This is a genomic window from Bacteroides bouchesdurhonensis (genome assembly GCF_900155865.1).
Classification (GTDB): Bacteria; Bacteroidota; Bacteroidia; order Bacteroidales; family Bacteroidaceae; genus Bacteroides; species Bacteroides bouchesdurhonensis.
Genome location: NZ_LT707006.1, coordinates 442,474 through 463,149, shown reverse-complemented (window position 1 = coordinate 463,149; position 20,676 = coordinate 442,474). Strand labels below are relative to the sequence as shown.

12 protein-coding genes and 3 pseudogenes are annotated in these 20,676 nt (G+C 42.1%); 10 read left to right on the top strand and 5 right to left on the bottom strand.

The window, feature by feature from the left end; translation table 11 throughout:
- Nucleotides 1-28 precede the first annotated feature (28 nt).
- The 3 genes from CZ225_RS01725 to CZ225_RS01715 are packed head-to-tail and all read left to right on the top strand — an operon-like array spanning nucleotide 29 to nucleotide 6,606.
- On the top strand, nucleotides 29-2,203 hold the full coding sequence (locus CZ225_RS01725) for a HEAT repeat domain-containing protein (RefSeq protein WP_005651733.1): 2,175 nt from the start codon (nucleotides 29-31) through the stop codon (nucleotides 2,201-2,203).
- A gap of 6 nt (nucleotides 2,204-2,209) precedes the next feature.
- The gene (locus CZ225_RS01720) at nucleotides 2,210-4,411 is read left to right on the top strand and encodes a HEAT repeat domain-containing protein (protein ID WP_011108060.1); all 2,202 of its coding nucleotides are present in this window, start codon (nucleotides 2,210-2,212) and stop codon (nucleotides 4,409-4,411) included.
- A 2-nt stretch (nucleotides 4,412-4,413) separates the two neighbouring features.
- On the top strand, nucleotides 4,414-6,606 hold the full coding sequence (locus tag CZ225_RS01715) for a hypothetical protein (protein WP_004311265.1): 2,193 nt from the start codon (nucleotides 4,414-4,416) through the stop codon (nucleotides 6,604-6,606).
- A gap of 3 nt (nucleotides 6,607-6,609) precedes the next feature.
- On the opposite strand, the pseudogene CZ225_RS01710 reads toward CZ225_RS01715, so the two are convergent.
- A pseudogene (locus CZ225_RS01710) lies at nucleotides 6,610-6,783 on the bottom strand (transposase); the annotation flags it as partial.
- A 232-nt stretch (nucleotides 6,784-7,015) separates the two neighbouring features.
- Here CZ225_RS01710 and CZ225_RS24810 point away from each other — a divergent pair.
- Nucleotides 7,016-7,705, top strand: a pseudogene (locus CZ225_RS24810) (transposase); the annotation flags it as partial.
- On the opposite strand, the pseudogene CZ225_RS01700 reads toward CZ225_RS24810, so the two are convergent.
- Nucleotides 7,705-8,364, bottom strand: a pseudogene (locus tag CZ225_RS01700) (TaqI-like C-terminal specificity domain-containing protein); the annotation flags it as partial. The pseudogenes CZ225_RS24810 and CZ225_RS01700 sit on opposite strands and share 1 nt — an antisense overlap.
- A 68-nt stretch (nucleotides 8,365-8,432) precedes the next feature.
- Between CZ225_RS01700 and CZ225_RS01695 the strand changes: the two are divergent.
- Complete coding sequence (locus CZ225_RS01695; RefSeq protein WP_371737208.1) at nucleotides 8,433-9,695, top strand: Eco57I restriction-modification methylase domain-containing protein; 1,263 nt, start codon at nucleotides 8,433-8,435, stop codon at nucleotides 9,693-9,695.
- Here the strand turns inward: CZ225_RS01695 and CZ225_RS01690 are convergent.
- Nucleotides 9,628-11,223 carry a type IIG restriction enzyme/methyltransferase gene (locus CZ225_RS01690; RefSeq protein ID WP_449374840.1) on the bottom strand — a complete coding sequence of 532 codons (1,596 nt, stop codon included), beginning with the start codon at nucleotides 11,221-11,223 and terminating at the stop codon, nucleotides 9,628-9,630. The genes CZ225_RS01695 and CZ225_RS01690 overlap by 68 nt on opposite strands.
- A 661-nt stretch (nucleotides 11,224-11,884) precedes the next feature.
- Between CZ225_RS01690 and CZ225_RS01680 the strand changes: the two genes are divergently transcribed.
- Together CZ225_RS01680 and CZ225_RS01675 are read left to right on the top strand one after the other, a co-directional pair.
- A complete protein-coding gene (locus CZ225_RS01680; protein WP_032849094.1) occupies nucleotides 11,885-12,088 on the top strand; it encodes a helix-turn-helix domain-containing protein in 204 nt (67 codons plus the stop codon).
- A gap of 12 nt (nucleotides 12,089-12,100) precedes the next feature.
- Entirely contained in the window at nucleotides 12,101-12,394 is a 294-nt protein-coding gene (locus CZ225_RS01675) for a helix-turn-helix domain-containing protein (protein ID WP_004311261.1), read from the top strand.
- Between the two features lie 64 nt (nucleotides 12,395-12,458).
- Here CZ225_RS01675 and CZ225_RS01670 read toward each other — a convergent pair whose 3' ends face one another.
- Together CZ225_RS01670 and CZ225_RS01665 are read right to left on the bottom strand one after the other, a co-directional pair.
- Nucleotides 12,459-13,670, bottom strand: coding sequence for a site-specific integrase (locus tag CZ225_RS01670; RefSeq protein WP_004311260.1), 1,212 nt, complete (start codon nucleotides 13,668-13,670; stop codon nucleotides 12,459-12,461).
- A 19-nt stretch (nucleotides 13,671-13,689) separates the two neighbouring features.
- Complete coding sequence (locus CZ225_RS01665) at nucleotides 13,690-14,919, bottom strand: site-specific integrase (protein ID WP_004311259.1); 1,230 nt, start codon at nucleotides 14,917-14,919, stop codon at nucleotides 13,690-13,692.
- A 314-nt stretch (nucleotides 14,920-15,233) separates the two neighbouring features.
- Here CZ225_RS01665 and CZ225_RS24110 point away from each other — a divergent pair, with 314 nt between their 5' ends.
- The 3 genes from CZ225_RS24110 to CZ225_RS01650 all read left to right on the top strand — a co-directional run bounded on the left by CZ225_RS24110 (nucleotide 15,234) and on the right by CZ225_RS01650 (nucleotide 20,230).
- Nucleotides 15,234-15,404 carry a hypothetical protein gene (locus CZ225_RS24110; RefSeq protein ID WP_317045342.1) on the top strand — a complete coding sequence of 57 codons (171 nt, stop codon included), beginning with the start codon at nucleotides 15,234-15,236 and terminating at the stop codon, nucleotides 15,402-15,404.
- Between the two features lie 407 nt (nucleotides 15,405-15,811).
- Entirely contained in the window at nucleotides 15,812-17,473 is a 1,662-nt protein-coding gene (locus CZ225_RS01660; protein ID WP_077152662.1) for an IS1182 family transposase, read from the top strand.
- A 138-nt stretch (nucleotides 17,474-17,611) separates the two neighbouring features.
- Nucleotides 17,612-20,230 (top strand): PL29 family lyase N-terminal domain-containing protein, encoded by a 2,619-nt coding sequence (locus tag CZ225_RS01650; protein ID WP_129585725.1) that lies wholly within the window; start codon nucleotides 17,612-17,614, stop codon nucleotides 20,228-20,230.
- The last annotated feature ends 446 nt before the right edge of the window (nucleotides 20,231-20,676 follow it).

The following is a 20,676-nucleotide window of genomic DNA, read 5'->3' as shown; positions in this document are numbered from 1 at the left end:
CTACATAACGAAATCTATATTACAAAACATGCGTAAATTAATAACTGGAAGTTTGATGCTCTGCAGCATATTATCTCTGCGGGCACAGACATTTGTTAAACCGGCTGTGAAAGTAAAGGACACCTCTTTTGCTGTAATTACAGATAAAGGGACATTTCAGGCTTGTGAAGCCGAGCTTAAAGCCTATCAGGAGATTCTAGGAATGGAAGGGTTGCCTACGTTCATCGTATACAATGAATGGAATAAACCGGAAGATGTAAAGAAAGTTATTGTTAAGCTCTACAAAAAGGATAAATTGGAAGGAGTGGTATTTGTCGGTGATATCCCTATTCCAATGCTCCGCAAAGCCCAGCATATGACTTCCGCTTTTAAAATGGATGAGAAAAACAATGACTGGAGAGATTCTTCAGTGCCCAGCGACCGTTTCTACGATGATTTCGACCTACAATTCGATTTTTTGAAACAGGACAGTGTCGAAAATAATTTCTTCTATTATAATTTGGCTATAAAATCTCCACAGCAAATTCGGTGTGACATATATTCTGCACGTGTCAAAGCTGTTGATAACGGCGAAGAACCGCATGCGCAAATCAGCCGCTATTTTAAAAAAGTGGTGGCTGAGCACCAGATAAACAATAAATTAGACCAATTCTTCTCCTATACAGGTGATGGCTCTTACTCTAACTCATTGACTGCATGGACACCGGAAACCTTTACTATTCGCGAACAAATGCCGGGCGTATTCGATAAAGAGGGACGGGCCCGTTTCATCCGTTATAATTTCAGCGATTATCCCAAGGACGATGTCATTAATATGCTGAAACGCACAGATCTGGACTTGTCTATTTTTCATGAGCATGGTATGCCCGAACGTCAATATCTTTCCGGTAGTCCCGCTACTAATAGGTGGAATGCTCATGTAGATGCAATGAAGTACTATTATCGTGGTTTAGCGCGTAGAAAGCAAAACAACAAAAAGTCTTTCGACGAAATGCTGGATATGATGAAAAACACATACGGTTTGGACACTACTTGGATTGCAGGCTATGATGATCCCAAAGTAATTGCAGAAGATTCTTTACTAGACCTGCGCACCGGTATTATCCTGTCGGAAGTTACAGAGTTTAAGCCTAATAGCCGTATGGTAATTTTCGATGCATGCTATAATGGTGATTTCCGGGAAAAAGATTACATTGCCGGACGTTATATCATGTCGGAAGGAAAATGCGTAACTACTTTTGCCAATTCAGTCAATGTACTGCAAGATAAAATGGCAAACGAGATGCTCGGCCTGTTAGGTATGGGAGCACGAGTGGGGCAATGGGCTAAATTGACGAATATTCTCGAATCGCACATTACCGGTGACCCTACTCTACGTTTTCAATCTATCAATGAGGTAGATGCCAATGCTTTGTTCAAAGAACCATATAGCGAGTCCCGCATGTTGGAGTTATTACAGTCGCCCTATGCCGACATACAGAATTTTGCTTTGCACAACCTTTATCGCAATGACTATCCGGGTATTTCTGATTTATTAAGAAAAACTTTTGAAACTTCCTCGTTCATGATGGTACGTTTCACCTGCTTGGCATTGCTTGAGAAGATTAGTGACAAAAACTTCCGGGAAGTCTTACACTTGGCCATTACGGATTCCTATGAATTTATTCGTCGCACCTCTGTTCGTATGATGCAACATGTGGGACTGAACGAGTATGTTTATCCGCAAATCAAAGCCTATGTAGAAGACAACCTATCCGAGCGTGTGGCATTTAATGTGAGTTTGGGGCTTCAAGTCTTTGATCAGGCAGCCGTACAGGCGGCAATTGATAAAGTAATGGCTGAGACCTATGTGTTGCAAGACAAGGAGGAGATGCGTAAGGTTTTGGAGAATGCCAATAATAGTCGTAGCATGCAAAAAGAGTTATTAAGCAAAGAAACTTCCGAACGTTGGCGCATCCTTTATTGCAATTCTCTGAAAAATCATATGGCACATGCCTGTGTAGACGGCCTCTTGGCTTTACTTACCGACTCCAGTGAAAGTGAAAAGCTAAAAACCTGTTTATTGGAGGCTTTTGCTTGGTTCACTCATTCTTATCGGAAGCCTGACATCCTTCGGGTATGCGATCAACTGAGAAAAGATAAGAGCTTATCCGAGAACCTTCGTGAAGAAGCCGACCGTACATATTACAGACTTAAAAATTAATTGGCCATGATTAAAAAAATAATATATCTGGCATTTCTTTTGCCATTGGCAGGAAATGCACAAACAACAGTCATAAAGCCATTGGTCAAACAACCTACCGCTTTTGCTATCATAACAGATAACCAAACTTATGCAAATACCAAAGATGCCATGCATCAGTACAAAACTGCGGTTGAAGATGATGGTTTGGCAACTTATCTGATCAGCGGTGACTGGCAAAATCCAGATCAAGTCAAACAGATAATCATCAAAACATATCAAGAATGCCCTTCATTGGAAGGTCTGGTTTTAATCGGCGATGTGCCTGTCGCATTGGTACGTAATGCGCAACACATGACTACTGCATTCAAAATGAATGAGAAAGCCTTTCCTTGGGATCAGTCTTCCGTACCTACCGACCGCTTTTATGATGATCTGAACTTAAAGTTTGAGTTCATCAGGCAAGACTCAGTAAATCATCAGCATTTCTACTACAAATTGACAGAAGACAGTCCCCAGCGGCTAAATCCTACTTTCTATTCAGCTCGTATCAAGTATCCGGAAAAAAAGGAAGGGGATAAATATGCGGCCATTGCCTCATATCTGAAGAAAGCTGCTGCTGCCAAGGCAGATAAGCATAATCAATTAGATCGGGTATTCTCATTCAATGGTGCTTCTTACAATTCCGATTGCCTGATTGTATGGATGGATGACGAAAAAGCTTATATGGAGAACTTTCCATTAGCTTTTGGTCGTCAAATGGGATTCAAACATTGGAACTTCCGAATGAAACACCCTATGAAATATAAGTTATTCAGCGAATTGCAACGAAAGGACCTTGACTTATTTATGTTTCATGAACATGGAATGCCAACAGGGCAGCTTATTAATGATGAATTGGCATGCACTGATTTCAATAATCGTTATAAAATGTTGAAGAGTACACTTTATAATGCAGTCATGTCCCATGTTGGAAAACGTGACAAAGACACCTTACGTATTCAGATGCAGGAAAAACGACAAGTGAATGAGGTGTTTTTTAAAGACCTGGACAATCCTAAGTTCTGGGAAGCAGACTCTCTTCACTACGCTGATGAACGTATCGTAACGGAAGATTTAATGAAGAGAAATCTTTCCACTAATCCGAAGATGATAATGTTTGATGCGTGCTACAACGGTTCTTTTCACGAAAACGACTATATAGCAGGACAATATATCTTTAATGACGGTCAGACATTAGTAGCACAAGGAAATACCCGTAACGTATTGCAAGACCGCTGGACTATTGAAATGATTGGTTTGTTGTCCCATGGTGTACGAGCCGGGCAATACAATAAGCTAATCGCATCACTTGAAGGTCATTTGTTTGGTGATCCCACTTTCCGTTTTGCTCCTATCGAAGCCAATACTTTAAGTACCGATATAACAATACACAAAGATGACAAAGCCTATTGGAAGAATTTGTTAAACAGCCCATACGCTGATGTACAAAGTTTGGCCATGCGTATGCTGGCTGACGCCGATACCCAAAAGGAATTATCTCCGTTGCTCCTGAAGAAGTACCGGGAAAGTGGCTTCAATACGGTTCGTATGGAAGCTATCAAGTTGTTGAGCCGTTATCAGGACGACAACTTCATCGAAGCATTACGCGAAGGTTTGAACGATACTTATGAAATGGTAGCTCGCCAAAGTGCCATTTATGCTGGATTTGTAGGTGACGATTCCTTATTGCCCGCTATTGTGGAAGCATTGGTCGAACATAATGAACGCTTACGCGTACAAATGAGTGCCAACAAGGCTTTAAGCCTTTATCCGAAAGAGAAAGTAGAAAAGACAATAGAAGACTTTTATGCAAAAGTTGACCGTTTGAATGAAAACGAAGAGAAAAAACGATTACTAAGAAGCCTGGAAAGAATGTTTGTACAAGAGGCAAAAGTCCATCAGACCTTGATGGATGTAGCTGCACCGGAAGCAAAACGTATCAGTGCAATCCGCAATGTGCGTAACTATACATTCCATTTCCACGTGGATGATTATTTGAATGTAATTCGTGATGCCGGTAATCCACAGGAAGTACGTGTAGTAATGGCCGAAGCATTAGGTTGGTTTACTAATTCTGTACAACGGCCACACATTCTTGAAGAAATAAAGAAGATGCAACAAACAGCCAATCTTCCGGAAGATTTAAAAGCAGAGCTTGAACAGACAATCAAAAGATTAAGTTTATAAATATGAATAAATACATCCTTTTGGCAATTACCGCTTTGTGCTTACAGGATATGCAGGCGCAAACAGTTGTACATCCTAGTATAAAAACAAAGACTACTTTTGCAATTGTAGTCGATCAGAAAAGTTATGATGAAGCGAAAAGTGAAATTGATGCTTATCGTACCAGTATAGAAAAAGAAGGTTTAGGTACTTACTTGCTAATTGATGATTGGAAAAGGCCCGAACCTATTCGTGAGCAACTTGTCAAATTGCATGAGAATGAGAAAACGCCTTTGGAGGGTTGCGTATTTATAGGTGACATCCCTATTCCAATGATTCGTGATGCACATCATCTATCTTCGGCTTTCAAAAGGTCTCCCAAAGCCAATTGGCAGAAATCAAGCGTTCCTTCCGACCGTTATTATGATGACTTCGGATTAAAATTTGATTATATTAAACAAGACAGTTTGATACCTGACTATCATTATATGACATTGCGTGCTGATTCTAAACAGTATATTTCACCGGATATTTATTCGGCCCGTATCCGTCCATTACATTTAGAAGGTGAGAACCGTTATCAGATGCTACGCGATTACTTAAAAAAGGCAGTTGCCGAAAAAGCAAAGCAAAATGCATTTGACCAACTGACTATGGCCCGTGGCCATGGTTACAATTCTGAAGATCCTTTGGCATGGAGCGGTGAGCAAATAGCCTTACGTGAGCAATTGCCGCAAATATTCAAATCGGGTAATACAGTGAAGTTCTATGATTTTAACATGCGCTATCCGATGAAACCATTATACTTGAACGAGATTCAGCGCGAAGGATTAGATGTCATGCTATTCCATCACCACGGTGGCCCCACCATGCAGTATATCAATGGCTATGAAAATGGTTCCGGTATTAATTTGAGTATTGAGAATGCCAAAATATTCTTGCGAAGCAAAGTGCCTTCATACGCCAAGAAACATGGGCGTGAAGCTGCTATCAAAGAATATGCCAAGCAGTATGGGGTGCCTGAAAGTTGGTGTGCGGAAGCTTTCGATGAGGAGAAAATAAAATCGGATTCCATTGTAAACCGTAATATGGATATCTATACTGAAGATATTCGTCTTTTGACTCCTAATGCGCGTTTTATATTGTTCGATGCTTGTTTCAACGGTTCTTTCCATTTGGATGACAACATTGTAGGCTCTTATATATTCAATAAGGGTAAGACCATTGCTACTATGGGATGTACGGTTAACACCATTCAAGATAAATGGCCGGATGAATTTCTCGGCTTGTTAGCTGCCGGTATGCGCATCGGGCAGTTCACTCGTTTTACCTGCTTCTTGGAAAATCATCTGATCGGTGACCCGACTTTTCACTTCACCAATAATGCCGGGCTGGATATGGACATCAACCAAGCTTTAGTTGCGCAGGAAGGAAATGTTACATTCTGGAAAAAACAGCTGAATTCCCCTATGGCTGACATGCAGGCAATGGCGCTCCGTCAATTGTCAATGGCAAATTATAGTGGTCTCGTTGAGTTGCTGAAGAAAAGTTACCACGAATCGAACTATTTCGTTGTGCGGTTGGAAGCATTACGCCTATTAGCTTTGAACTATCCGACAGAGGTTGCCGATGTATTGCAGACAGCCATGAACGACAGTTATGAACTGATCCGTCGTTATGCGGTGGAATACGTTGAAAAGAATTGCAATCCGGAATTGTTGCCGGCATGGATAGAAAGCTATTTATTACGCGGACATGAAAACCGCCATCGTTTCAGAATTTTTAGTGCTATCAACACGTTCGACCATGATATGGCTTTGAATGAATTGAAGAAACAGGCTGCCGATTGGTCTTTCTACGATTCTTCCTATGTGAATGAATTGTTAGAATACCTTCCTCGCCAAAAGAAAGGACTTGAAAGAGATTTTGCACTTATTGACAGTCCGGAAAGTACTACCAAACAGATACAAAGCGAAATAAGTAGGTTCCGAAATAAACCTATTGCTAAAGCTATTGAGCCATTACTGAACATTATAAAAAATGAAAGCCAAGAAGAAGAACTTCGCATATTGGCTGCTGAAACATTAGGCTGGTATAATTTATACTATAATAAAGCAGATATAATCAAAGAACTTAACACATTTAGAACTTCCAATCAAAAGCTAATGAACGAAGTTACCAAAACAATTAATAGGCTGAAAAGTCAAAATAGGTAGAATCATCCAAACGATGAGATAGACCGGATCCAAAGGGCGGTTCTGCCATTCCTGAGCAGCCTGGTTGACTTTGTTCGTGATGATGGAAATAGCTGATGTGGACAGTTCTATCTCATAGATTTCACGCATCTCCTCTTCTATGTCTGACACGCTCATTCCTTTGGCATATAGGGAGATAACAAGTTTTTCTTTAATATTATCGACACTATACAGGGACATTCAGTAAATGTCTATAGTATAACTCCTCAACCAGTTCCAGACACCAATCATTAAAACAGGGATATTCCTAAAATAATAAAATTTAAGGCAACTAATTCATTGCGAGTTAGTTGCCTTTTTTGTATCTTTAAGCATTCCCCCCAAAAAAAGGTTTGACGGCCAAAACGGGGGTAATCTAAAATAAAAACACATGGTAAAGATACAAAAAATCTCAGAAATCGAACCTCGTTTAGGTTTTACCGAGTTCGATATGCTAAAAAAATATCGTCAAAGTTTTGCAACGAGTGAATTAGGTCGCCTCCATGCTCTGTTTCCTTTCTCGGAACTGGCCCGACAAATGCATTTGAAGTCCTCTGCTTTGGGTCGTAAAAGTTATTTTTCTCCCGAAGGTAAAATAGCCTTGATGGTCTTGAAGTCCTATACCAACTTTTCCGATGCACAACTGATTGAGCATTTAAACGGTAATATTCATTACCAGTTGTTTTGTGGTGTTCAGATTGATCCGCTTCATCCACTAACCAATCCTAAAATCGTTAGTGCAATTCGTCAGGAACTAGCGCATCGCCTTGACGTTGAGCCCCTCCAGCTCATTCTTGCCGAGCATTGGAAACCTTATCTTGAGAACCTTCATGTCTGTATGACCGATGCCACCTGTTATGAAAGTCATCTGCGTTTTCCTACTGATACCAAACTCTTATGGGAAGGTATTGTATGGCTTCATCGTCATCTGTGCAAACATTGCCAGACCTTGCACATACAACGTCCCCGTAACAAGTATCTTGATGTACGCCGTGCCTATCTTGCTTATAGCAAACTGCGTAAACGCAGGAAATCACAGACTCGTATGATTACACGAAGGTTACTTCAGTTATTGGAAAAGTTCAATACTGCCAACAGATAATCCAAATGATCGCCTGTCATAATATAACAGGCATTGTTCATTACATAATTGTTGGCATCATATGCAAAAGCCATTTGGTTTCCGATTATTTTCCATACAATTTTTGGCTTAGAAAAATCCTCCCAATAACTGATGCTATCTTGTGTTTCAAACCACTCGTTACTAGTTTTCTTTCGGGCTTTTATTTTTTTGCCATTAACAATATGAGTTTCTCCTGTTTGTTCTAAACGCTCTATGCCAATTGACAGAAGATAATTTTTCACCGCAGGATAACTTTCTATATCATAATGCCGCGAAGGAAATGTGGCTATAATCCACAAGTCCGCCCATTCATATTCATATCTCTTGATATCCCTGCCACGAAGAATCGGTCGTATAAGTTCAGCCGTCCGAACACGTTCATCTTCTGTTTGACAATTCGCTAGTATCTCATCACGCTTTTCGGTAGAAATGATAAAAGCATCATTGAAACCAGTTTTTATCCCATAGTTGATTTGGATGTTCCAATCCTTCAAGGGTATTCCCACAGACTCAATCTTCTGCTTGATGCTCTGTTCAATGGGAGACAATATCACCCATGGGATAGAATCTGCAAAGTTACACTTCACGCCTTGTTGCTGCACGAAATCGCTGGAATTGTACCACCCGTATAGAACTATACAACCATATTGACAATATAGTCGAAGCTAATGAACTAATTAACAGTTTGCGACTGTGTGATCCAGCTGTTGGTTCGGGTCACTTTCTTGTGTCTGCTCTCAATGAACTGATACTCTTGAAATACGAATTAGGTATTTTGGTAGATGCTACCGGTAAGCGTATCCGCAAAGCGGACTATCAACTTGCCATTGAAAATGACGAGCTGATTGTTACCGATACCGAAGGTAATTTATTTGCTTACAACCCACTCAATGCGGAAAGTCGCCGCATGCAGGAAACTCTTTTCAAGGAGAAGCGTCAAATCATTGAGAACTGTTTATTTGGCGTTGATATTAACCCCAACTCTGTGAAGATTTGCCGCCTACGACTGTGGATTGAATTGTTGAAGAATGCTTACTATACGGCTGAAAGTAATTACACTTATTTAGAAACCTTACCAAATATCGACATTAACATCAAATGTGGAAATTCTTTGCTTCACCGATTCGCTTTGACAGACAGTATTCAGACCGTACTGCGAGAGTCTAGTATCAGCATCAGCCAATATAAGGAGGCTGTAGCTAAATATAAAAATGCCCAAAGTAAAAGCGAAAAGCAGGATTTGGAAACGTTTATAACAGAAATCAAGTCGAAACTGAAAACAGAGATCAACCGCCGGGATGCACGATTGGTTAGATTGAACAAACGCCGCTCTGAGTTGGCAAACTTACAAGCGCCTCAACTGTTTGAACCGACAAAAAAGGAAAAGAAAGCGTCGGACAAGCGCATTGCCGATTTAAAGAAAGAAATTGCGACTTTAGAAAATATATTTGAGGAAATACGCTCCAACAAAATTTATCTTGGTGCATTCGAATGGCGTATAGAGTTTCCAGAAGTACTCGATGCCGAAGGCAACTTCTTGGGATTTGACTGTATCATTGGCAATCCACCTTACATTCAGTTACAATCTATGGGTAAGAGTGCCGATGTATTAGAATGCATGGGTTACATAACTTATGCACGCACTGGTGATATTTACTGCCTCTTCTATGAGTTGGGTATGAACCTGCTTACTCCCAATGGTTTTCTTTGCTATATCACGTCTAATAAATGGATGCGTGCAGGGTATGGTGAAGCCTTGCGAGGTTATTTCGCAAGCAAGACCAATCCTATTATGTTGGTAGATTTTGCAGGTATAAAAATATTCGATGCAATAACGGTAGAAGCAAATATTCTTTTATCTCAAAAAGCAGCAAATATTTTTAACACACAAGCTTGTTTGGTACAAGATTCGAATGGCTTGAATAATTTGAGCCATAATAACCATTAAACTTTTGCAACACGGTCTTGGTGATTGCTTCACGGCACATGAACATAGTGATAAAGCCTGGAGTGAATACTGAACCATCCTTGTGACCATTTATTTTCTCGAATATAAGCCCTAAAACAGAAGCATTGATGAGTGTTTTAGCCTCTTCTTGCACTTCTTCACTGCCTTCGCTCGCAAAGTTATAAGCGTCGAGAAAAGCAAACAAATATTGCAGGGTGGGTAATGCGTTGACTTGTAGATTGCGTTTTTTATTTCGTAATACGCTACTCGCCAAGACAGGAAGTACCGTACGTTGTGAAAGGCTGTTTATCTTAATTGTTTTACTTTCCAAATCTGTCACCTCGAAAAGAGAACTGTTAAGATAGGGAACGTAAGCAAAATCACGCATAATGGAGTGTGTGCGGCTGCCCATGTCACGTGCAAGCACTTGGAAAAAGAGTGTGTTGAGATCATCATAGTCATGAATCTTAGTTATTGAAAGAAATTTATAGATTGCATCTCCATTGTGGTATTTCAACATCTGAGCCTCCAACAGTTTCAAGAAAAGGATACGATTCATCCAAGTAATACACAATTCCATTGCAACATTGAATAACCGTTCCTCATAATCATTCCCATACAAACGACCATTTATGTGACGCAAACAATCTTCTGCATCCAGTTGGTTAATAGTATTCTCTAGTAATGAAGCCTCGTCACGCCGTTCCACAGCTTTGCGTACAATCACGGTTTTATTATTCTCTTTGCGTTCCTCAATACCAATAATGTGTAGCAGCTCAGTGTAGAATCCACGGTTGAGCGAATTGCTGTCATTTTGGAACGATAGCTTCAAAAGATGTGTATCGCTGAATATCTTATAAAGTTCGATAAGTTTGCGTGAAGCGCTACTGTCTGTTCTATCAAGCAGGTGTTGATAGTCTTGTAAGTTGAAGTAAGTGTATTCAAGGCTATCTTTCACCTCCTCAATATAGGTTGTTGCAATTTCAGTATAGAAGAAATCGGTTTTGTTACTGGTTTTGCGTCCATCCACAAAGTCTTGAAACTCACGACGTAATTGTTTGTTCTGATAGAATTTGCGTTCAAACTCATGGGCATCAAAAATAAAGAATTCATGAATATTAGTAGCGATGAGATATTTAATATCATTGTTCTTCTTATTGACACGTTCTTTAAGATAGTATAGCAATAATTCCTGCAAAGCCTTACGATTAAGATTGTCATTAGAAATCATCTCACCTTTGTTGGTGGTACTCTTTACTTCAATCAATAACCCTATATTGGACTTGATAGTTTTATCCAATCGGATAGCCAAATCAATATCTTCTTCGGGAGCCATGTAGTATGGCTTGTAGAACGTTTCACTCAGAAAATTACGTAAATGTTCTTTTTGCGTGTGTTCTCTTTGCCCATCCACAATATTGTCTCTCAATGTGCGAAGGGCATTTTTGAATAAGTCAAAATCTGTTGTTTCAATCGCAACCTGTCTATATGCTTTGTTCAAAACTTGATTCGGTTTGAGTAGTCCCATAATGTTTGGTAAATGAGTTAATAAAATACAAAGGTAGTCTAAAAACTTGATAATAAAGAATGAACGTATTGGTTTAACGAAAGTTTGTTCTACTGCCAGCCATTATCAACAAACAATAGCAGCAGTAGATTTGACATGATTCTACTTATTATATTGTAATAGCCAGCCAAAGTAATCTTTTCACATCCGGATCTATCACAGGTTGGATAAGTTGTTAACCTGAAGGTAACCGACCTGATGGTATAGGAACAGGAAGAAGTCTGTAATCATGGCATTTACCCGGATAGAGAAGCCACATTTTTTATTGCCGGACTTCCGGCATTGCCTCATCCATGTGTGAAAAGGAGTTTTTTCTTTCACCACAACGTTCCTTTCACATACCCAAAGGGGGTAGTGGATCCAGACCTGCTTCGGCTTTCTTTTTCCTTCCCATATGACAAAAACCGACTATCCATGACTATTCCTGCCAGTGTGCCGGTCGTGCTTGCCTCTCATGGTTTCTTCCCTTATATTCGCACTGATATTTAAACGAGTTGAAAATATGGAAATATGCTACATCGAGGCCGGTGTCCTTGAGAGGATGCTGGCGCGCGCCGAGAACCTGTCCGCACGTGTGGACAGATTGTATGAGAGAAACCGCTGTAAGGAACCCGGAGAGTGACTGGACGGCCAGGATGTCTGCCTGCGCCTTGACATCTCGCCGCGTACCCTGCAGACTCTCCGCGATACCGGACGGCTGGCGTTCACCCGCCTCCAGCGCAAGTTCTATTACAAGCCCGGGGATGTGGAGAAGTTGATGGTCTACGTCGGCATCAGACGCAAGGAGAAGGAGGTGAGAGAAAGAAGGAAGAACGGAAACCTTTAAAGAGCGGAAGAGATGGAAGGCATTATCGACAAGGAGAACGAACGTGTCCGCAGGTTCTTTGCCCTGCTGGACGACATGGAGAAAAAAGTGGAACGTCTTGCCCGTGACAACCGTCCTCCCTTCAACGGGGAACGGTTCCTGACCGACAGGGAGCTTTCCGGGATGTTGAAGATCAGCCGCAGGTGCCTGCAGGATTACAGGGACCAAGGACGGATTCCCTATATCCAGCTTGGCGGGAAGATCCTGTACAGGCAGTCGGACATCGAGAGGCTGCTGGAGGAGAACTATCACCCTGCATTGGTATAATATCGTATTTAAGTTTAAGGATTGTCGCCGGAATTGCATTTACGATTCCGGCGGCAGTTTTTATTTAGCCTGCGGCTTCCTTGCCGGCCGCGGGCTTTCTTCTTTCCATCAGCCGGTTCATGTCCGAGGATATCTTCCGGTCGGTGACCTGGGCGTAGACCTGCGTGCTGTCGATGTTCGTGTGGCCCATCATCCTGGCGATGCTCTCTATCGGAATACCTGCGGTCAGTGTCAGGGTCCCGAACGAATGCCGGGCCATGTGGTAGGACAGGTTCTCTTTCATGCCTAATGCCACGCCCATTCCATGTACCTCATACCAGAGGACGTCGCGGACCGGCAGCGGGAATACCGGCCTGTCGTCATCCGTGGTGTTGTAAAGCTCCAGTATCTGTCCGGCTATGGGATGCAGCGGGATGAACGCCTCCACGTCCGTTTTGGCGCGGCGGATGCGGATATACCTTCTTCCTTCCGAAGTCGTTCCGATGTGACGGGGATGGAGAGCCCTCGTATCCGCGTAGGCCAGACCGGTCAGCGAGGAGAAGATGAACGTCCTGCGTGCCAGCTCCATCATCGGGTCGGGCAGCGGGGTTTCCATCATCCGCTTCAGTTCACTGCGGCTGATATGCCTTAGTTTAGGTGTTTCTTTCCTCTCGTATGCCACGTCCTCTATCGGATTGGCTCTTAGTATTTCCCGGTCCACGGCGATGTAGATGAGCCGGTTGAGCCAGCACAGGCAGTGGTTCACGTGTCCGTTCCTGTGTCCCAGCTCCTTCTTGAGAAAGACCTTGAACGATTCGGCGAACTCCTCGGTGATGTCCGAAAAGGCGATGTCCTTCATCCCGCGGGATTCGATGAACTGCCTGAGGTTGAGCTGGGTGGTCTTCGACTGGCGGTAGGTGGAAGTGGAGTTGATCTCCTTGGAGCGGACCCTGAGCCGTTCGCGTTCCACCTCTCCGGCCTGCAGGAGGTATTCCGGTACGGAATTGGCGCCTGACACGGTGGTCTTGAGCAGTTCGGCCGTGACCACTCCCTGGTTCCTCAGCAGGTTCCCGTACGCCTCTTCCAACCGGCTGCGGAAGGCGGCAAGGCGGTTGTTCTCCCTGGCTGTTTTGATTTCACACTTCTTGCTGTCCCAGTCCCCGGGTTTGCAATAGACGCCTGTCGTGACTGCCGATTTCTTTCCGTCGATGCTGATCCGGCAGAGGACGGCGGTCGTGCCGTCCGATTTCACCTTGTTACGGTTGATGTAGAATAAGAGCTTGAATGTACTGCGCATGATAATGATTGTTTAGGGATTAAAGGATAAGTTTCAAATCGCGGGTTGCCTCGACGAACCTGTCCATGTCCTCGAACAGCTTCTTCGGGGTTACGCGCGCGTATATCTGGGTGGTCTTTATGTTGGAGTGTCCCAGCATTTTGCAGATGGTCTCTATCGGCACTCCCTCCTCGAGCGTGACCAGCGAGGCGAAAGAATGCCGTCCCATGTGGTAGACAAGGTCCTGGCTCAGCCCTGCCATCAGGCGCAGGGATTTCATATTGGCCCTGAGCGTGTGGTAGTCCTGCGGCGGGAAAAGAGTCTCGCGGGTATCGTCCCGGTATTTCTCAATCAACGCGACGGCTTCCGGAAGCAGCTTGACACGTCCGAGGTAGTCGGTTTTCTTTCGCTGGTATTTCAGCCAGAGGCTGCCCTCGTCATCCCGGAAGAGGTTCTTCCGGGTGATGCTTACCGCATCGGCATAGGCGGTGCCGGTGTAACAGGCGAAGAGGAAGAGGTCCCGGGTGATGACATGTGACCTGCGTTTTTCCGGTATCTCCAGATCACGCAGCTTCTCGAAATTCTCACGGCTGAGTGCTTTCGGTGTTGTCTCCTTCTGCTTGGGCAGCTTGAAGTGGCAGAAATGGTATTTCTCCGAGTGGCCCTCCTTGTAGGCGATGCGGCAGATCTTTTTCAAGATGGCCAGGTAGCCGCGAAGCGTGTCCACGGCATATCCCTTTTCCAGAAGGATGAAATCCTGATAGTCGCGGATGAACTGCTCGTTGAGCTGCCCGAAGACAAGGTCCGGAACCTTGAATTTCGCCTTGATGAATTCGGAAAGCGTGCGGTAGGTGAAGAGGTAGGTCGAGAGTGTGGTGGGCGCACGGTCCACACCGACACGGGCCTTCATTTCCCCGTTATGCCGGTCGAGAAGTTTGAGCAGGGTCATCTGCATGCCCGCATTGCCCTGGAACATGTCCCTGACCGCGGCGGCATCGAAATCCCTTTTTCTTTCCATGAGGGAATTGAAGGCCGAGTGTACGGCAAGCAGCAGTCTTTCTATTTTTTCATTGGTCTCCACCGCTTCCCGGCTCTTGCCGTTCAGCCGGCTCTCACGCGCGTTCCACAGCCCGGGGGTGCAGGAGAGCTTGCAGCTGAACTGCGCCATCGTGCGGTTGAGGGTGATCCGTCCCATGATCGGGGCTTTGCCGGTCTTGTCCGGCTCGCTCTTTTTCAGGTAGAGCAGCACCTTGAATTTTTCCACTTTCATAACGCTCTTTTTTAGGTTGTAAAAATACTCCTTTGAAAAGCGTCCTTTGGCATGCAAAACATTGAGAAACAGTGAATACAAATCCGCTTTGTTCTTATCGGTAAAAATTCGGTTACCTGCCGTCGTTTCCGAAACAGGCGGCTAACAGTCTGGTAACTGAAACGTCGCAATATTTTGTTTTCTTTTGCAGGTCTGTCTGTTCTGCAATTCTCGCAAAATGCTTAATTATAAACGTTTTACGTTTAATTATCGTCATTCTGTTTTTTATTGCATTTCTAAATATTACTTATACAGCACGCCATACATGGGCTACGATGGCTTATTATAGCGAGGTGCATCCCGGCATTATCTCCGAAGCAATGGGACATTCATCTATTATGGTGACTGAGACTTATCTAAAACCTTTTAGAAATAAGAAAATAGATGAGGCAAATATTCAAGTGATTGCTTTTGCGAAACAATACATTACTCCTATAATTGCCTGAGATATAGAATATTACTTAATAGGTAACGACAAATTTCTCTTGTGACATCCTCCAAGGCGTTCGGGCGGATGATTACTGACAAAAAGTACAAAAAGATTATTTCCCTCATTCCGGAATATGCAATGAGGATAAGAGAATTCTTTGCTTAAATTTGAAGGTTCATAGACTGTGAATACAAAGAATTCGTAGTTTCGTGCATTTTACTATTCTTTTTTAATAGTTTATTAGAAAAAAGATGTTATTTGTTTGCTTGTTTTCAGAAATATGTCCATATTTGCAGCGTGTTTTATGAGGTTGTGTCAAAACGCTGGCCCAACCTTTTTTTATGCACAAAGCCCAGACTTTCCCAAGCCCGGGCTTTGTTATTACCCAAAGTTTTTGTATCTTTAGGCATAAAGTTTTTCGTTATGGCAAAGTTACATTTTCGTCCTTACATTCCCAACCAAACAGTTCTTTTTCCCCAAAGAATTGATGAAAACATAGCAGCGAACGATCCGGTTCGCATAGTTAATACTGTTGTTGATAATCTCAATCTTGACAATTTCAAGAAGCTTTATAAAGCAACCGGTCGTTGTCCTTATCATCCTAAAATGATGCTCAAGGTGATTATTTACGCCTACATGAACAATATCTATTCGTGCCGCAAAATAGAGAAGCTTCTCCTACGTGACATTCATTATATCTGGCTTTCCGGTAATGAACATCCGGATTTTATTACCATCAACCGTTTCCGTAACCGTGTCAAGGAGGAAATCAACAACGTCTTCACGCAGTTGGTCCTTGTCCTTGCCGACAAAGGTTTCATCAGCCTTGACGTAGAGTATATCGACGGTACCAAGATTGAGTCCAGGGCCAACAAATATACTTTTGTCTGGCGCAAGACAGTCGAAAAGAACCGTACAAAGCTGATGGATAAGATCCGCATTCTCCTGGAGCAGGTGGATGAAGCCATAGCCCAAGAGAACTCCGTCAAAGACACCCCCGTAGAGTTCACTCCCGCCATGCTCTCAGATATAGTGGATGAACTTAAAGAGGTACTGGAACACCAACCTGTAACAAAGGACAAGGAACAAAAGAAAGTCATCCGGGAAAAGAAGAAACAGGTCCGGGAACTTGAGGAGTACCGTGACAAGTTGATGGAATACGACAACCATCTTGATACTCTTGGAGAACGCAACTCCTATTCCAAGACCGATCCTGATGCCACCTTCATGCGCATGAAAGAAGACGCCATGAGAAACGGGCAGACAAAGCCCGGATATAATCTGCAAATAGGTACCGAGAACCAATTCCTCATAGACTTCCGACTGTTTCCAAACCCAACCGATACACTGACCCTCATACCTTTCTTCCACTCCTTTGAGCAACGCTATAACCGCTTACCAACTGTCGGTGTGGCAGACTCCGGTTACGGCTCGGAAGAAAATTACCGGTTCATGCAAGATAATGGGATAGAAGCCTTTGTCAAGTACAACTACTTCCATAAAGAACGGCGTCCCCGTTATACCCCCAATCCATTCCATACGGAGAGTCTCCATTACAATGCGGAAGAGGATTATTACGTTTGTCCTATGGGGCAGCACATGAACCGTATAGGAACCAGATGTGACAAGACTGCGAGCGGATACATCACCGAAAGTGCCCGGTATAAAGCACAAAGATGTGAAGGGTGCCCTTTGCGTGGCAGTTGCTTTAAAGCCCGGGGGAACCGTATTATAGAAGTAAACCACCGGTTAAACCAATACAAACGGCAGGCACGGGAAAGGTTGCTCTCGGAAGAAGGCATCAGGCATAGGGGAAGGCGATGTATAGAACCGGAAGCAGTTTTTGGACAAATGAAACACAACATGGCATACAGAAGGTTCCGGCATGTGGGACAAGACAAGGTTACAATGGACTTTGCCTTCTTTGCTATAGCATTTAATATCAAAAAAATGTGTGCAAAACTGCTAAAAGCGAGAAAGGGAAAGAATGTACACGCTATATTTATCGCTCTCAGACCATGTGTGGCTCAAAATGCGGGGAATGTAACGACTTATCGTTTAATGAGGCAAAAAATAGCCGCATAGACAAAAAAGGAAAATGAATGTTTTAGATCAAAAAAAGGAGATGTGCCTGAGTTTTGACACACCTCCAAACTGCTAATAGAATTAGCAAATTAAAGGAATTTATTTTTTTTAATTTATAAATTAAACGATTTTTTTATTATGAACAAAAAGTATTTAAGCGTTATCCTATTTGGAGCCTTATTGACGGTTTCTATGGGGACTTTTACGTCTTGTAAAGACTATGATGACGACATCGATAGTCTGGATCAACGGATCACTTCCGTAGAGAAAAGTTTGGAGGACCTTAAAGCTCGGATTAATGCGGGTGCTGTTATTACAAATGTAACACCCACTGCTAATGGAGTTACTGTAACATTGAGCGACAACAAAACATTTGAATTAAAGAACGGTACTAATGGAACTAATGGAACCAATGGTACAAACGGAACCAACGGAACCAACGGTACAGTTGTTACTATCGGAGAGAATGGGAACTGGTTCTTGGACGGCGAAGACTCCGGTCTGCCTTCTCGTGGTATAAAGGGCGAAGCAGGTAATGATGGCAATGATGGTAACGATGGCAATGATGGTGTTTCTGCACCTACCATTTATTATTATCCGGGTACTGATGGCGCAGAAGCTGGTTTATGGGTAAAAATGACCAAAGCTGCTGATGGAAAAGAAACGAAAGAAGTAACTACCATCCCTTGTATTCCTGAAGGAAAAGAAGCTGTTTCTGCCATTTGGGATACAGAAAATGGTTATCTTATTCTTAACAACGTAGATAAAAGTGAAGGTCCTGTTAAGATTAAATTGACAGATACTCTTCGCTCATTGGCTTTTGTACCTGGAACAATCGACACGAAGCTAGGTATGGGAGTTATTGACTTCTATTCTCTTTTGGTATATAATAATACAAGTAAGAAGAATGAATTCCTGGTATCAAACAATCCTCTTGTTACTTATCGCTTGAATCCTCAAAACGCAGATGTGAAAAACGTAGAATGGTCTTTCATTGATCGTGTTGTAGAAACTCGTGTAGCCGGCGACAATGAATCTTTGCTTAAGATTATGAGTGCAAAAAAAGGCGAAGAGGGTGGCATGATTTTCCAACTGCAATCAACAAAGACTTTGGATTATCTGAAAGCAAACCAGGAAGCTATTTTTGCTCTGAAAGCAACTAATAAAGAAGATGCTACTGAAATTGTATCAGACTATGCAGTAGTCAAAGCTTCTGAACTAAAAGAATATGGTATTGCTAAGATCAAAGATGGAAAAGCAACAACTACACCTGTATCTTACTATCCCACTACAGTGCCTGCACTTGGTGTTCCAGCTGATGCAGAATTTATCTATACAGGTGAACTAAATCTAAGTAAGATTACAGAAGCATGGGCTAAAGAAATTGAAAAATCTCTGGCTTCTATCGGTGTGGAAAACATTACTTATGAATATGCTAAACCGGAGAAATATCTGGGAAGTGATGGAAAGACTAATCAACAACAGTTTGTAACAGCCCCTGATAAGAACGGTGTTGTTGTCGTTGATAAAGCATGGTTAGCTCAAGGTACTGCTTCTGTTGGTCGTACTCCGATCTTTACTGTGACAGCAAAAGTGAATGGCACTGTTGTTGCAAGCGGTTATGTTAAAGCAGAAATAACAGCTGTTGAATCTGTAGAAAAAGGTGACTTGCCTATTGCTGTTGCATTAGGAGATATTGAATATTCTTCTATCGCCACTCCTTATAATAGATACGAATTATCATGGGATAGAGCCAATGCCGAAATTTATGACGTATTGGGTATGACTAAGGAAACATTCCAGCAGAACTATGATGAAACTTACAAGATAACTCAAGAGACAGGTGTAACCGCTAGCGGCTGGACCTATACATCCGGTTCTACTACCGAAACTGCTATGGCATGGATTGAAATGACTCCTAAAGTGCTTCTCGGTGAAGGAACGGCAAAAGTTACATACACTGCGAAAAATAACTTCGTGAATAAGAATGTAGTTATCACATTTACTTACAACGTAGTTCATACAAAAGCATTCCCCGAACTGAATCCTGATTATCTGATTGGTACTAACATCGTTCAGGTTAAGGGTAAGATGGAAGACAACTCATGGAAACTTGTAAGTGAAATGAAGGAACAGTTCAAGAATTACATGAGCGGTTATCAATTGCCGGGCAACCACACTAAACTTTACTTCCGCTTGAAAGGTACAAATCAGACTGGTGCTTCAATCTCCGGTACAGATTATAAAGATCAGGAGATTAAACTGACTACTCCGTTTGCTAAAGGTGAAGGTTCTCGTGACTACAATGTTGAAATGGTAGCTGACTTGTCAAATGGTGAAAAATGCGTGAAAGAATACGTAGTTCGTTTCGTTCCTCCATTCAGTGCTGAAGTTGATGCTATGACTCTGAAAACTTACATGGCCAACCATGATTCTAAAGATCTTGCTAACCTAGTAGTTATTAGAGACAGAGATGATAAAATAGTTTATGAAAAAGGTACTTATACTACTTATGGCAAAGACACTTATAAACTTGACAAGGCTGGTATCACCTTTAATTATGGATTGAAGCCTAACCCATCTTTCGGAGATAAGTTGACAATTACCGGTTCTATAATCGATTGGTATAATGGCGGTAATGATTTACAGCAAAATAAGTCTGCTAAATCTGTAGTAACAATTACTATCCCCGAAATATCAACTATTGAGGTTGAAGGTGATATTATTGTTCTGTCTACTGAAAATAGTAAGAACTGACACAAAATCGGTACAAATACCGATCTGTGATTAGAAAAACGAAGGGTATTAATAAGAACAATACCCTTCCTAATTGAACTTCAAAGAGTATAAGTCTGTTCTTGCGAAAGCCCAGACTTTATAACTTACTCTTTACCGAGGATACTCTTGTTCCCCACGAGTATCCTCTTTTTTTATACCATACTAACAACCACTTAATCCCAAGAAGATATTATTTAAAATCTTTATTCTATACTATTTTACACATTCATACCACTCTGAATTTACAAATAAATGTTATTAGAAAAACTCACTGACCTTTTATAAAAAAAGAGCAAAACAAAACAAAGAAATAAAACCACATATATACTAGGCACAATATCAATGATAGAAGAGCATTAGTTATATATTGTTGTTTATGATAAAAACTTAATTTTTTATATTGTTAATATAATATTTTTATATCT

Excerpts from the sequence above, each read along its gene's own strand:
- CZ225_RS01725 (WP_005651733.1), top strand. The coding sequence starts at position 29 with ATGCGTAAATTAATAACTGGAAGTTTGATGCTCTGCAGCATATTATCT.
- CZ225_RS01720 (WP_011108060.1), top strand. The coding sequence starts at position 2,210 with ATGATTAAAAAAATAATATATCTGGCATTTCTTTTGCCATTGGCAGGA.
- CZ225_RS01715 (WP_004311265.1), top strand. The coding sequence starts at position 4,414 with ATGAATAAATACATCCTTTTGGCAATTACCGCTTTGTGCTTACAGGAT.
- CZ225_RS01690 (WP_449374840.1), bottom strand. The coding sequence starts at position 11,223 with ATGGGACTACTCAAACCGAATCAAGTTTTGAACAAAGCATATAGACAG.
- CZ225_RS01675 (WP_004311261.1), top strand. The coding sequence starts at position 12,101 with ATGGAAGGCATTATCGACAAGGAGAACGAACGTGTCCGCAGGTTCTTT.
- CZ225_RS01670 (WP_004311260.1), bottom strand. The coding sequence starts at position 13,670 with ATGCGCAGTACATTCAAGCTCTTATTCTACATCAACCGTAACAAGGTG.
- CZ225_RS01665 (WP_004311259.1), bottom strand. The coding sequence starts at position 14,919 with ATGAAAGTGGAAAAATTCAAGGTGCTGCTCTACCTGAAAAAGAGCGAG.
- CZ225_RS24110 (WP_317045342.1), top strand. The coding sequence starts at position 15,234 with ATGGCTTATTATAGCGAGGTGCATCCCGGCATTATCTCCGAAGCAATG.
- CZ225_RS01660 (WP_077152662.1), top strand. The coding sequence starts at position 15,812 with ATGGCAAAGTTACATTTTCGTCCTTACATTCCCAACCAAACAGTTCTT.
- CZ225_RS01650 (WP_129585725.1), top strand. The coding sequence starts at position 17,612 with ATGAACAAAAAGTATTTAAGCGTTATCCTATTTGGAGCCTTATTGACG.